This is a genomic window from Nocardia jinanensis (assembly GCF_014645735.1).
Classification (GTDB): domain Bacteria; phylum Actinomycetota; class Actinomycetes; order Mycobacteriales; family Mycobacteriaceae; genus Nocardia; species Nocardia jinanensis.
In genome coordinates, this window is the sequence record NZ_BMMH01000001.1 from 173308 (window position 1) to 187031 (window position 13724).

The 13724-nt window shown below is 67.5% G+C and carries 14 protein-coding genes; 8 read left to right on the forward strand and 6 right to left on the reverse strand.

Annotated features, from left to right (window positions below; genetic code table 11):
* The first annotated feature begins 17 nt into the window (after nt 1-17).
* The 3 genes from IEY68_RS00795 (at nt 18) to IEY68_RS00805 (ending at nt 2064) form a co-directional block, all read left to right on the forward strand.
* Nucleotides 18-641, forward strand: a complete 624-nt coding sequence (locus tag IEY68_RS00795; protein WP_058855745.1) for a TetR/AcrR family transcriptional regulator — start codon at nt 18-20, stop codon at nt 639-641.
* Nucleotides 642-712: 71 nt separating this feature from the next.
* Nucleotides 713-1048 carry an EthD domain-containing protein gene (locus IEY68_RS00800; protein ID WP_058855744.1) on the forward strand — a complete coding sequence of 112 codons (336 nt, stop codon included), beginning with the start codon at nt 713-715 and terminating at the stop codon, nt 1046-1048.
* Nucleotides 1045-2064, forward strand: a complete 1020-nt coding sequence (locus IEY68_RS00805) for an MBL fold metallo-hydrolase (protein WP_058855743.1) — start codon at nt 1045-1047, stop codon at nt 2062-2064. The genes IEY68_RS00800 and IEY68_RS00805 overlap by 4 nt, the downstream gene beginning before the upstream one ends.
* Before the next feature lie 513 nt (nt 2065-2577).
* On the opposite strand, the gene IEY68_RS00810 is transcribed toward IEY68_RS00805, so the two are convergent.
* Genes IEY68_RS00810 through IEY68_RS00830 form a run of 5 tightly spaced genes read right to left on the reverse strand, consistent with a single transcriptional unit; the run spans nt 2578 to nt 8106 of the window.
* Nucleotides 2578-3342: an SDR family NAD(P)-dependent oxidoreductase gene (locus tag IEY68_RS00810; RefSeq protein WP_058855741.1), complete on the reverse strand. Its 765-nt coding sequence runs from the start codon at nt 3340-3342 to the stop codon at nt 2578-2580.
* Nucleotides 3343-3386: 44 nt separating this feature from the next.
* Complete coding sequence (locus IEY68_RS00815; protein WP_058855740.1) at nt 3387-5084, reverse strand: ABC transporter permease; 1698 nt, start codon at nt 5082-5084, stop codon at nt 3387-3389.
* Entirely contained in the window at nt 5084-6247 is a 1164-nt protein-coding gene (locus IEY68_RS00820; RefSeq protein ID WP_058855739.1) for an ABC transporter ATP-binding protein, read from the reverse strand. Before IEY68_RS00820 ends, IEY68_RS00815 begins: the two co-directional genes overlap by 1 nt.
* A 1-nt stretch (nt 6248) precedes the next feature.
* A complete protein-coding gene (locus IEY68_RS00825) occupies nt 6249-7031 on the reverse strand; it encodes an SDR family NAD(P)-dependent oxidoreductase (RefSeq protein ID WP_058855738.1) in 783 nt (260 codons plus the stop codon).
* Between the two features lie 37 nt (nt 7032-7068).
* Nucleotides 7069-8106, reverse strand: a complete 1038-nt coding sequence (locus tag IEY68_RS00830; RefSeq protein ID WP_082681479.1) for an ABC transporter substrate-binding protein — start codon at nt 8104-8106, stop codon at nt 7069-7071.
* 123 nt (nt 8107-8229) lie between these two features.
* On the opposite strand from IEY68_RS00830, the gene IEY68_RS00835 reads away from it, so the two are divergent.
* On the forward strand, nt 8230-10176 hold the full coding sequence (locus IEY68_RS00835; protein ID WP_058855823.1) for an oxidoreductase: 1947 nt from the start codon (nt 8230-8232) through the stop codon (nt 10174-10176).
* Nucleotides 10177-10282: 106 nt separating this feature from the next.
* Entirely contained in the window at nt 10283-11611 is a 1329-nt protein-coding gene (locus tag IEY68_RS00840) for an FAD-dependent oxidoreductase (RefSeq protein WP_058855737.1), read from the forward strand.
* Nucleotides 11612-11627: 16 nt separating this feature from the next.
* On the opposite strand, the gene IEY68_RS00845 is transcribed toward IEY68_RS00840, so the two are convergent.
* Nucleotides 11628-12275: a nitroreductase family protein gene (locus tag IEY68_RS00845; protein ID WP_058855736.1), complete on the reverse strand. Its 648-nt coding sequence runs from the start codon at nt 12273-12275 to the stop codon at nt 11628-11630.
* Nucleotides 12276-12434: 159 nt separating this feature from the next.
* On the opposite strand from IEY68_RS00845, the gene IEY68_RS00850 reads away from it, so the two are divergent.
* From IEY68_RS00850 to IEY68_RS00860, 3 genes are all read left to right on the forward strand, one after another.
* The gene (locus IEY68_RS00850) at nt 12435-12890 is read left to right on the forward strand and encodes a MarR family winged helix-turn-helix transcriptional regulator (protein WP_058855735.1); all 456 of its coding nucleotides are present in this window, start codon (nt 12435-12437) and stop codon (nt 12888-12890) included.
* Between the two features lie 63 nt (nt 12891-12953).
* Nucleotides 12954-13133 carry a hypothetical protein gene (locus IEY68_RS36705; RefSeq protein WP_058855734.1) on the forward strand — a complete coding sequence of 60 codons (180 nt, stop codon included), beginning with the start codon at nt 12954-12956 and terminating at the stop codon, nt 13131-13133.
* A 52-nt stretch (nt 13134-13185) separates the two neighbouring features.
* Entirely contained in the window at nt 13186-13635 is a 450-nt protein-coding gene (locus tag IEY68_RS00860) for a DUF4440 domain-containing protein (protein ID WP_058855822.1), read from the forward strand.
* Nucleotides 13636-13724: the final 89 nt, after the last annotated feature.

Below are 13724 nucleotides of genomic sequence, written 5' to 3' on the forward strand. Positions count from 1 at the left end.
CTGGGGGCACTTCACTCATGACCGTTGATACCGGAGCTCGGCGGGAAAGCCCGCGATCCAAGCGGGGCAGCATCCTGACCGCGGCAATCGAGCAATTCGGACGAATCGGTTACGAGCATACGAAATGGGCGTCGATCGCCGACGAGGTCGGAATCGGCCAGACCGCGCTCTACCACTATTTCGAATCGAAAGCACACTGCCTGCTGACGATCATGCGCCTGGAATTGGCCGATTCCGTCGACCGTTTCGTGGCGGCCACCGCGGGTGCGGAAGATCCGGAGAAAGCGCTCCGCGCGGCCGTGGCCGGAGCATTGCGTGCCGAACCCATCGACGCGTTACAGCGGCGGATTCTGCAGAACCATATGGATCTGCTCGCCGCGCCGCGCCAATCCGAGAAAGAGGAAGCCGAACGGCTGCGTTCGCGCGAACTGGTCCAGCAAATCGAACAGAACTGGACCGACCTCATCGCCCGCGGTATCGAGTCCGGTGATTTCGCAGATGCCGATCCACGCATACAGGGCCGGCTGGTCCTGGCGGTTGTGATCAGCGTATGGCGCTGGTACCGCCCCGACGGCACGCTCACGCTGGCCGAGATCACCGAAACAGTCACCGACACCGTGGTGCGGATGGTGCGCGCGTAACTCCGCCGAGCGGAGGGAGCGCGCCGTCGCACGCCCTGTGAAACCAAACAGAATTCAGTTAGGATACCGGGATGTACAACCTCATCGTTCTGGCGGCGCGCCCCAGCGATTGGACCCATGAGCAGTTCATCGACTGGTGGCGCGGCGAACACGCCGAGGTGACCTATCCGCTCCCCGGCCTGCTGCGCTGGCAGCACACCGAACTGCTCGACACCTTCGACGAGCGGTCCGCCGGATGGGACGGCCTGTCCATCCTGAGCTTCGCATCGCGGGAGGCACTGGACGCCGCGCTGGCGAGCCCGGAATGGAAAGAGGCCGTGCGCAATGTCGGCGCGATGCGCGGCCGCCGCATGATCTGGTACGGCGCGGAGCAGACGATGGTGCCCGCGGCCGGCAGCGGCGAATGACCGCCCACTGGGCCGAACCCGGCTGCTATCCGGTCGCCGAGGGTATCCATCGCATTCCACTGGAGTTACCCCAGGACGGCTTGCGCGCGGTCAATGTCTACACCCTCGACACCGACGACGGCCTCGTACTGATCGACGGCGGCTGGCACCGCCCGCACACCTATCGCGAACTGTCCGACGGGCTCGCGCGTATCGGCCGCTCCCCAGGCGAGATCCACGATGTGCTCGTCACCCACATCCATCGCGACCACTACACCTTCGCGGTCGAACTACGCCGCCGGACCGGTTGCCGGGTGCAGCTGGGCGCGGCGGAATCCGGCGGCCTGCAAGAGATTCGAGAGCTCGGTAACAACGTGCCGGAGAGCTCGCTGCGGGAACTTCGCCGCGCGGGCGCGGCCGGTATCGCGGCGCGCGCCCACGCCGAGAGCGTCGGCGAACCCTTCGATCCCGCGGACTGGGAAGCACCGGATCATTGGCTGCGCCCGGGCCCGCTGCGACTCGGCGGCCACGACCTGGAGGTCCTCGCCACTCCCGGCCACACCAAGGGACACGTGGTGTTCCACGATCCGGCCCGCCGACTGCTCTTCACCGGCGACCACCTGCTCCCCACGATCACCCCGTCGATCGGCTTCGAACTGGGTGTCTGGGAACTGCCGCTGGCCAATTTCCTGCACTCACTGGAAATGCTGCGCGACAACGACGATCAGACCATGCTCCCGGCCCACGGCCCGGACGGCGGTAGCGTCGGCCGACGCGCCCGGGAACTACTGGACCATCACGACCGGCGGTTCGGCCAGATCCGTGCCGCGGTCACCGAACTCGCACCGTGCACCGGGCTGGAGGTGGCCCGGGCATTGAGCTGGACCCGCCGGGAACGCCCGTTCTCGACGCTGGATACGTTCAACCAGATGGTCGCGACCTGCGAGACCATGGCCCATCTGGATGTACTCGCCGCCCGGAACACCATCGGCGCCGAGGAGCGCGACGGCGTGAACATCTACTCCGCACAGCCGTGACAGCACCGCTGCCGAGTCGAATGCCTGGGCGGGCACGAGTGCGCCCCGAGGGCGGTCTCCGGCGGCGAGCCGGCGGGCTCCTTCGACAGCGATCACCGCGGTGAGCCGATAACCGTCGGTTCCGGCCACCCGTCCGCGTGACCGGGTGCCGTCGGGTGCGGTGGCCTCGGCCGACATCAACCAGCGTCCGACCTGGCGAGCGTCCTCGTCCACGGTGGCCGGGACCGACTCGACGATCTCCGGGGTGAGCTCACCGAACATCGCCGCGACCTCGGCTCGGATAGCACTGCGCACCCGACGCGCCCGTACGTGCCGGGGGATCGTCACCACGCCGGGAAGCGCGAAGGTCTCGACCGGCACGGAATCGGTCTCACCCGGCGGTGTGATCGGCCCCGGCGGCGCATCGGCGGCGCGGTTCCATACCCCACCGCTGTATTCCAGTGCGCCTTCGGCGAATACCGCGCGACCCGGACATCTTCGCCCTCATCCGACGAAGATGTCCGGTCGGCGCGGTCAGGCGCAGGTCCAGCCACCGTCCACATAGAGTTCCGTGCCGGTGACGAAGGTGGAATCGTCCCCGGCCAGGAATGCGACCGCGGCCGCGACTTCCGGAGCCCGCCCGAGCCGGCCCATTGGAGTACCGGCCAGCATCGCGCGGTGCCGCTCGGTACCCTCGTACCGCTCGAGCAGTTGTTCGGTCTCGATGAAACCCGGGTGGATCGAATTCACCCGGACTCCCTTGGTGGCCCAGTGCAGCGCGGCGTTCTTGGTCATCGTGCGGACCGCGCCCTTGGCCGCCGCGTAGGCGAGGCTGTTGCCGAGTCCGCCGACGGTGCCCAGGATCGAGCAGAGGTTGACGATCGACCCGCCCCCGCTGTCCTCGATCAGGGCACCCGCGTGTTTCATACCCAGCCAGGTCCCGGTCTGGCTCACCTCGATCACCCGGTTGTAGCGGTCGAGATCTTCGTCGACCACCGAGGCAAGACTGCCGAGCGCCCCGTTGTTGACCAGTGCGTCCAGCCGTCCGTACCGGTGGCCTACCGCGGCCACGGTTTCGCGCCATTCGTCCGCGCGGGCGATATCGAGGGAGCGGGTGAGGTGCCGGTCCGGGCGGTCCAGCCCGGCGACGAGGTCGGCGCAGGCGGCTTCGCCGAGATCGGTCACCACCACCGTGGCGTCCTCGGCGGCGAGGCGGCGCACGATATCGACACCTATCCCACCGGTCGCCCCGGTCACCAGTACGACCTTGTCCCGGAGTCTGGACGCTCCCGTTGCCATTGCGGCCCTTTCTGTTCCGGCGCCGGCGGGGGTACCGTCGCGCCTCATAGTTTGTTCAACACGTTCCGCCCGCCGACCAGCATCGCGACCGCGACACCGGCGGTGGTCACCGCCGTCATCAGCAGTGCCATGGCGGCCACCAGCGGGTAGGACCCGTTCTGCCACAGGTCGAACAGCAGGGTGCCCATCACCTGGGTGGTCGAGGCACGCACCAGCAGCGACGCCGCGAATTCGTGGGTCAGCAGGATGAACATCAGGGCGACGGCGCTGAGAATTGTCGGCCGCATCAGCGGCAGCATCACCCGCAGATTCGTCACCAGCGGGGACGCGCCGCTGGTCGCCGAGGCCTCACTGTAGGTGTTGCCCAGCGAGAGCATCGCCGTCATCTGCATCCTGGTCGCGTAGGGCAGCATCAGCACGATGTAGACCAGAATGATCACCGTTCTGGTCCCGTACAGGATCAAAGGCGGCTCGGTGTAGGTGAGCAGGAATCCGACACCGAAGATGACGGCCGGGATTCCGAGCGGCAGCGCGGTCATCAGATCGGCGAGCAGCGCCAGGACCTTGAACTGGCGGCCGCGCACCAGCAGGGTGGCCATCAGGTATCCGAGCGGTACACAGATCAGCACCGCGGCCAGTGAGGTCGACACACTGGTCAGCACCGATTCCACGATCGCGTTGTCCGCGGCCAGGGTACGGAAGTTGTCCAGGGTCAGCAGATCCCATGACAGCGCACCCGACCAGTACGGTGTCAGAGAGACGACGACCAGACCGAGCAGCGGGATGACCAGGGCGAACAGCGCGTACCCGACGATGGTCGCGGTGGCCCACAGGGAGCGACCGGCCGGCTGGGAGAACGCCTTACCGCCGTGGGTGACGAAACGGGATTGGTTGCCCAGCAGTCCTTTCTGGATCAGCACGAGGACCAGACCGAAGATCACCAACGGGGAACCGGCGGCCGCGGCCGCGGCGAAATCCGACGGCGATTCCGACACCCGGCGATACATCTCCGTGGTCAAGACCTGCACACCGTAGTTCTGGCCGAGCAGCAGCGGTCCGGTGAACTGGCCCAGACCCAGCAGCAGCGCGATACCGCCGCCGTAGATGAGGGACGGGCGCAGCAGCGGCAGCACCACCCGGAAGAACACACCCACGGTCGAGGATCCGCTGATCTGCGCGGCTTCGAGATGTTCGGCGCTGATGTTCTGCATACCCGCACTGACGAACAGGTACACGAACGAGGTCAGGCCGAAACCGGTGAGGATGATGATCCACGGCACGGTATAGACATCGATCGGCCCGGTATCCGAACCACTCCACCACGGCAGTTTCCGCAGCAGCACATTGAGATATCCCGGGCCGGGTGACAGCAGGAACGCCCAGCCGACGATATTGGCGACCGCGGGCATCACGATCGGCAGGATCGGAATGATCCGCAGGAACCCGAGCCGATCCGGCAGCCGGCTCGCGGCGAAGGCGAGCAGGGTGCCGAGCACCATCGCGATCACCAGCGATCCGAACGCGAGCGAGATGGTGGTCCGGATGGTCTCGCCGATATCGAACCGCGTGTACTGCGCGCGGTAGCCGCGTGCCCCGTCGGCGAAGGCCAGCGACTGCAGCCGGATCATCGGCAGCACGACCAGGTAGCCGAGCACTGTCAGCAGAGCGATATAGCCCAGGCGTGAGCGCCACTGCGCGGGGACGGCGAACGACCGGGAGGCGGTCGTGGTCACGGTGGCCATCAGGCGTGTCCTCCCGCGCCCACGGCCACTGGCTCCGGCGCCGTGACCGGGGCCCCGTCCGGTGCCGCGAACACGCGGAGCGCGGCCGGGGAGAAGCTCACCACCAGCGGCGCACCCGGAGCACTCCCCCGCAGCGCCGCACTGTGCTGGGCCGCGGGCGCCCGTAGAATCAGCTGTTCACCACCGGTTTCGACAGTGACGTCGAAATACCGGCCGCCGTATTCGTAGGTCACGAGTCCGGCGTGCAGGACGACATTGCCCAGCGGCACCTCGTCGGCCGTAGCGTGCAACAGCACATCATCGGGACGCAACCGCGCCACCGCGGTGGTGTGCTCGTCGGCCGAATCGCGGATCACCGCATGCGTCAGATCGATGGAATCCCCGGCCGCCGTGGCCCATCCGTCGTGGTCCCGGCGCAGCGACAACCGGTTGCTCATACCGATGAAGGCGGCCACATAGTCCGAGACCGGATTCTCGAATACCCGCTCCGGTTCGTCGTATTGTTCGATCTTCCCGGATTTCATGATGGCCAGCCGGTCGCCGAGGGCGAACGCCTCGGCCTGGTCGTGGGTGACGAACACCGCGGTGAATCCGAGCCGCTGGTGCAGCTGATGGATCTGGGACCGCACCTGATCGCGCAGGCGCGCGTCCAGATTGCTGAGCGGTTCGTCGAAGAGCACCAGGTCGGGCCGCGCCACCAGCCCGCGGGCGACGGCCACCCGCTGCTGCTGCCCGCCGCTCAATTGCGCGGGGTAGCGATCGAGCAGTGCGCCGCAGTCGACCATATCGGCCGCGGCCTCCACCGCGCCCTCCCCGACGGCCTCTTTCATCTTGCGGACTTTCAACGGATAACGAATGTTGTCGCGCACGGTCATATGCGGCCACAGCGCGTAGGACTGGAACACCATGCCGATATTGCGTTTGTGCGCGGGCACGTTCGCTCGGGTGGCGGCATCGAAAACGGGCCGGTCCTTGAATGCGATAGAGCCGCCCTGCGGAGTCTCCAGCCCGGCCAGACAGCGCAGCGTCGTCGTTTTACCGCAACCGCTCGGCCCGAGCAGAACCAGGAACTCACCTTCTTCGATGGTGAGGTCGAGCTGATCGACGACAATATTGGCGCCGTAGGTCTTGGTAAGGCCGGAAACGGTGAATTTCGACGTCATCTCATGCCTTCTCGGTCGATATTTTCGGGGTACGGACACCGGCGGCGGTCCCGCCGTCGACCAGGAGGTCGATTCCGGTGACATAGCTGCTGTCCGCGCTCGCCAGGAACGCGATCACCGCCGCCACCTCCTCGGGCGCGCCGCGGCGCTGCATGGGAATACTGCGGACGTAGGACTCCATATCGTCGGCGGCGAAACCGGGCGCCGAGGTGATCTCGGTGGTGATACTGCCCGGGCAGACCGAATTGACCCGGATCCCCTGTTCGGCCAATTCCAGCGCCGCGACTCGGGTCAATGCCCGAACACCGGATTTCGCCGCACCGTAGGCGCCGAGTTCGGCGGTCGCGAGGACACCCCGCAGCGACGAGATCGTCACTATGGCGCCGCCGTCGGTCATCGTCGCCGCGGCGGCCCGCAATCCGAGGAAGGTACCGACGAGGTGCTGGTCGATCATCCGGCGGAACTCGGGGAGCGACGTCTGCGCCAGTGTGGCCTTCAACGCAGTCCCGGCACTGTTCACCAGCACGTTCAAGCGGTGACCCGCCTGTTCCATCGCGGTGACCACGGCCTGCCAGTCGGCTTCGTCGGTCACGTCCAGATGGTGATAGTGCGCGTGGGGTCCGAGTGTCAGTGCTCGCTTCCGCCCGGCGATATCGTCCACATCGGTGAGGTAGACCGTCGCGCCCGCGGCGGCGAACAGTTCGGCGGTCGCCCCGCCGATCCCTCCGGAGGCCCCGGTGACCAGCACGTGGGTACCGTGCAGGGGCTCGGCGCTGTTGTGCATGCCTGTCCTTTGTCGGTCGGTGTGAATCGGAACCGGATCAGTTCTGGAAACGCCGCGCCCATTCCTGGGAGTACTGGGTGACCTTGTCCGGAGTGAGGTCGGCGGTATCCGGAACGGCGATCTCCTGCGCCTGCACGACCGCCCCCGGGATATCCGGCAGTGCTGCCGCATATCCGTCGTTCAGGGCGGTCTGTCCCTCCCGGGTGGTCATGAAATCGACCAGGACCTGCGCCGCGTTCGGATGCGGCGCGACACTCACGACGTGGCTGTACCAGGGGGTGCCCCAGGGCTGCGACGGTAGCGCCCAGCCGACCGGAGCGCCGGCCGCCACTTCGGTGACCAGCGGTTGCACCGACGGGGTGACCGCGATCTCGCCGGAGGTGAGTGCCTGGGCGATGCCGAGCGCGCTCGGATAGATGCGCGGCTTCAACTCGGCGATCCGGTCCCAATAATCGTCACCGTAGGTCCGGGCGTAGAAGCGATAGAGATCGACATAGGAGGCGATACCGGTGGGATTGACGATACCGATCTTGCCGCGATATTTCGGATCGAGAATATCGCCCGGAGAGCGCAGGCCGCCGGGCACGGCGCCGGTATTCCAGCCGAGTGCGAAAACGGCCGCGCTGCTGAGTGCGAACCGGTTCTCGAGCACACTGGTCTCCGGCTGATATTCCGGCGCCCGCAGGTTCGGGCCGACCAATTCGGTGGAATAGCTACCCGATTGGGCCGCATTGGTGATCCACGTCGCGTCGGTGAGCATATGGACATCCGCCGTACCGCGCCCGGTACGATTCTCGGTTTCCACCCGCGGATTGATATCGGCGTCGGTACCCCGGACGAACTCCAGATCTATCCGCGGATACTTCTTTTCGAACGCGGTCTCGAGCCGTTCCAGATTGGCGGGCTTCTGACTCGAATAGAGCAGAACGCTGCCCTCTTCTCCGGCGGCCGCCTCGACGTCGGACCAGGCGCCCGTTACGGGCCCCGTGGCGCCCGGGCTCGCCCCGCACGCCGTCAGAACCGAGGTGACAGCGAGGGCTGCCGCGGCCGCCGTGGCCTTGAACAACAACTTCATGGTGCGAATACCCACATCCCGCGCAGAACTGAACTGATGTCAGTTTGAAACTATGCCATACCCATTGTGGTGTCAATCACTGTGTGACCATAATATGAAGTGAATCCAGTTCAAGGAGGAATGGTGATCTCGCCTCATATGTCGTCCCCACTGCGGATCGGCTCCCTGACCCTGCGCAACCGCCTCGCCGCCACGGCGCATGGATCCGGCGTGGTCAGCGCGGGTGCGGCCCAACCCGGGGACGACGACTACTGGCGACGCTGCGCGGCCGGCGGCGCCGCGATGGTGATCGCCGGCGGCACCGTGGTGAGCGCGGACTCGGGGAACCGGACCGGCAATATCACCGACGCGTCGGACCCGGCGGGCCTGCCGGGCCTACGCCGCCGGGCGCGCGCGATCGCCGCGGAAGGCGCGGTCCCGGTCTGCCAGCTGGTCCACCTCGGACGCGAAACGCTGGGCGCCGAGATCTGGGAGCATCCGGTGGCGCCCTCGGATATCCGCTCACCCCGCGAGCCGGTCCGGGCTCGCGTCCTCTCCGACGCCGATATCGAGGAGATCGTCGCCGCCTTCGTGCTCAGTTCCCGGCATGCCGCCGACGCGGGATTCGCCGCGGTGGAACTGCACGCGGCCCACGGATACCTGCTGGCCCAGTTCCTGTCCCCCGCCTCGAACACCCGCCCGGACGCGAGCACCGTGGCCGGACGGGTCGCGATACTGCACCGGCTGCACGCCGCGATCACCGCGTCCTGTCCGGAACTCGTGCTCGGTGTGCGTCTTTCGATCGACGGCGCCGAGGAAGCGGGTATGGATACCGACGGTCTGTGTGAACTGCTGCCACTTCTGGACATGTTCGACTACATCAATGTGACGGTGGGCGTGCGCACCACCTATGTCCGGGATATGGCGACCGCCGAACCCCCGCTGTTGCCCGCACTGCCCCGATTACGCGCCGCCACCGACCGGCCACTGCTGGTCTCGCAGGCGTTCCGGACGCGGGCCGATATCGAGGCGGCGCTCGCCGCGGGCGCCGACCTGGTCGGTATGGCCCGCCCCTTCATCGCCGATCCCGATATCGCGGTGAAACTGCTGCGCGGCGAGGACGCCCGAATCCGGCCGTGTGTCTCTTGTAACGAGGATTGCCGCTCGTTCACCCCCGTACTGCTCTGCTCGGTGAATCCGGTCCTGGCCCCACCCGGCCGATCCGGCCGACCGGCGCGACCGCTGCTGTTCGGCGCGGCACCCGATAGGGCAGCGCGGGTGGCGATCGTCGGCGCCGGACCGGCCGGACTGGAGGCCGCATTCCGGTTGGCCCCGACCCACGACGTCACCCTGTTCGAAGCGAACCGTCGGATCGGCGGACAGGTGCGCACCGCCGCGCAGGCCCCGAACCGGCCCGGCTGGTCCGCGCTGCTGCGGTATTACCAGGACAATCTCGCCGGTGTATCGCTGGAATCGGGATATCGGGCCCGCCCGGCGGATCTCACCGATTTCGACGAGGTGATCGTGGCGACCGGCGCGACCGAGATCGCGACACCCGGCACCGCCACGACCACCGCGGCCCTGATCGACCCTTGGCAGATCTGGCCGGGTGAACGGGTGATGGTCGTGGACGACGGTTTCGGTTACTGGCCGGCCCTGAGCGTCGTGGAGGCGGCGCTGGCGGGCGGCGCGAGCCAGGTCACCGTCCTGGTGCCGGGACCGGCCGTCGCGGCGAGTATCCCCGCGGAGAGCCGGGTCCAGTTGCGCAAACGGCTGGCCGGCCGGCCGGTGGACTTCGTCGTCGAAGCCGCGGTATCGGAGGTGGTGCGGGAAGGGCCGGAGACCGTGGTGATCTATCGGAATCTGCTGTCCGGCCGCACCACCCGGTCGACCTGCGATCGCGTCGTCGTCGCGGGCGAACGGCGGGCCTCCGACTGGCGGCCGTTCCAGCGGGAGCTGCCGCACGCCCGGGTGCAGATCATCGGCGACGCCGTGGTGCCTCGGCGGGTTTCGCACGCCGTGGCCGAGGGCTACGCGGCCGCGGCGGCCGTTGTCGGCAGCACCGGCCGCGCCCCCGTGCGGACAGGGTGATCGGCGCGGTCCTGCTGAGCAACGGCGGCAGGTTCACGGTGTGAGCCGGCCGATTTCGGATCCACCGCGGGCGCGCGCCCGCGAATCGAACAATGAGGAAACACCGATGCGCACCATCGAAACAGACGTCCTGGTGATCGGCGCGGGGATGGCCGGCCTCACCGCCGCGACCCGTTCGCTCGACCACGGCCGCTCGGTCGTGGTGGTGGAGAAGGCCGAGTCCGTCGGCGGATCCGCCCGTTACGCCGGATACGCGTGGACCGCGCCCACCCGCGCGATGATGGACGAGGTGAACCCGGACGGCGACCCGGCACTGCGCCATGCACTCGTCGACGGCTTTCCCGATGCGGTCGCGTGGATTCGCGCGCTCGGTGTGCACTGCGGCGATCCGGTACCCGTGCTGCGCTACGGGATCGGCCACCAGTTCGACACCAACCAGTACATCGACCAATGCCGTCGCCGGATCACCGCCGCCGCGCAGTTGTTCACCGGCACCGAAACCGTCGAACTCCTGACCCGCGACAACGCTGTCGCCGGTGCGCGGGTCCGGCGACCGGACGGCACGGAGATCGAAATCCACAGTACGGCGGTCGTTCTCGCCACCGGCGGCTTTCAGGCCGACAGCGAACTCGTCGCCGAGTACATCCATCCGCGGGCGCCGGATATGCAATTACGATCCAATCCGGCGAGCGCCGGCGACGGGCTGCGCCTCGCCGAAAGCGTCGGCGCTGCCACCGGCACCCCGAACTCCGGTTTCTACGGCCACCTGGTTCCCACCGGGGTTCCGTTCCGCGACCCCGCCGATTTCGTGGCACTGTCGCTCTACTACAGCGAGCACGCCCTGCTGTTCAACCTGGACAATCGGCGTTTCACCGACGAAACCCTGGGCGACCACCTCACCTCCATGCGGCTGCTCGAGCAGCCGCAGGCACGCGGGCTGCTCGTCGCCGACGAGCGGGTGTACCGCGAGTGGGTGCTCGGCAGCTATGTCGAAGGCGCTGTCGCGGTGGATAAATTCGATCTCACCCAGCGTCGATCCGGCCGCTGCGGAATCGCCGACACCCTGGACGATTTCGCCTATCTGCCGGCGGAGTGGGGATATGACGGGGCGGCGATCGCCGAACAGATCCGGGTCGTCAATGCTGCCGCAGACGCGGCACTTCCCGCCCGCACCCACGATGCGCAGCCGCTGGACCAGGGCCCCTACTACATCATCGAAACCCGCCCGGCGCTGACCTTCCCGTTCCACGGTATCCGCATCGACGCCGCCGCCCGCGTGCTCTCCCCCGCGAGCAGCCCGATCGAGGGACTGTTCGCGGCCGGATCCGATACCGGTGGTCTCTACCACTACGCCTACGCGGGTGGAATCGCACCTGCACTCGTCTTCGGCCTGGCCGCGGCCGATAGCGCGGCCGAAAGGCCGGTCGTGGTCTGAGTGCGCCGATACGCACTCACCAGTGGTTCCAGTGCAGGACCTGGTCACGGCCGATACGCGGGGCGGGGCGGAATTCGGTGCCGAGGGTGAAGGCCAGCGGGATGAGCGCCGCCAGCATCACCTCGTCGTAGGGAACGCCCAGCACCGCGGCCAATTCGCGTTCCAGCGGGCCCTGCGCCGTGGTCCAGACGGTCCCGAGCCCGCGGTCGCGGGCCGCGAGCATGAAGCTCCAGACCGCCGGCAGGATGGATCCCCAGGTCATGGATTGTTCCAGCACGGTCGAGTGATCAGTGCGGCCCTCGACCGCAGGGATCACGAAGGCGGGTACCCGATGGATGTTGTCGTAGAGGTACTGGAATCCTTCGCCGATGCGTTGGAGCGATCCCGGGTGGGTGTTCATCCTGCGCAGGTCCTGCGGGGTGACCGGACTACCGGCGCCGGTCCGGGCAGCGGCACGGAAGATGGCGGCGACCTCGGCCCGCTGTGCCTTGTCGGTGACGACGAGGAAATGCCAGCGCTGACGATTCCGGCCGGTGGGCGCCTGGGTCGCGAGATCGACACATTCCTCGATGAGGTGGCGCGGTACGGGCCGGGTGAGATCGAGCCGTTTGCGCACCGCGCGGGTGGTGGACAGAACATGCTCGGCGGACAGGTTCAGCGACATCGGGCGGTCTCCTACTCCGGTGCGTGCGGACGGACCGGGAAGCGTATCCATTCCATCTGCACACAAATCATCTTTACCAAGATTATTTTCGACCGTACGACTCCCGATGATCTGCTGTCAAATGATCTCCACACAGACGATTGTGCTAGCCTGACAGTCATGCCCGCCAGGACACCGGCCCCCGGCCGGGCCACATATTTTCCGCAGCTGGCCACGGAACGGCCGGATATAGCGCTGTGCCGCGCCTCGGCGGCGGTCGCTCGCGCGGCGGAAGCGGCGGCACACGAACACGGCCTCGGTGTCGGGCATCATCTGGTGCTGAAGATGCTCGCGGCCGTCGGACCACGCTCACAGCAGGCGCTGAGTGAGGAACTGCGGATAGACCGCAGTGTCATGGTCGGCATCGCCGATGAACTGGAACAGTCCGGGTATATCCGACGTGAACGGGATCCCGCGGATCGGCGTGCCTACGCGGTCACACTGACCACAGCCGGCCGCCGGGCACTCACGAAGGCCGAAAAGTACATCCCGGATTTCCTCGACCGCACCTTCGCCCCGCTCACGGCCACCGAACGCGAGCAACTGACCGCACTACTGGGCAAACTGCTGGTCTGACCGTCCCAGCGCTACGCCGGTGTCCGGGGCGACCAGAGTCCGGCCGCTTTCGCCACGTCCCCGATGGACCGCAGCGCGGACGAAGTGCTGGCAGGTCTCGATCTCACCGGCCGCACCGCGCTCGTCACCGGCGGCTGTTCGGGCCTCGGGCGGGAGACCACCGCCGCGGCCCGGCTCTGGACGCTCTCGGCCGAACTCACCGGACACGACGGTTTCGCGGACCGTCCCACCCGTGCTCGGTGAGACCGGATGCGGGGTCCCGGTCGAGATCAGGCCGACCGGTACTGTCCGCAGAATGACCGAATCGAGTGGACTACCCGGTAACGACGAACCGATCGACGCGCTCCCGGAAGTCGAACGGGTCCACTCGCTGCTGGCCACCTGGCTCGGTACGCCTGCGTCCCCCCAGGTGCTGGACGGGTTCGCCGCCGCCCACCACGACGATTTCTCGATGGTGACGATCGCGGGCGCGGTGCTGCGCAAAACCGAACTGCTCGCGGCTCTGCACCGGGCCCGCAACAGCCGCCCCGGCCTGGCGATCGAGGTGTCGGATATCGAAATACTCTGCGCCACTGTGGATACCACTGTGGTGCGGTTCGTGGAACAGCACCGCACCGGCGACGATACGGACTACCGGCGCACGACCGCGGTCCTGCGCGCCGACCCGGAGCAGAACCGCTACCGCTGGCTGACCGTACACGAGACCGCGGTCACGCCGGCCGAAATCGAACGCTCCCGCGGCTGACCCGCCCGCGCTTTTCCGGGATCGAGGGCCGCCGGTGGTCGCCGGGGCCGCCCAGCGCAGGCGGGACCGATCGGGTGTGCCGCACCAGG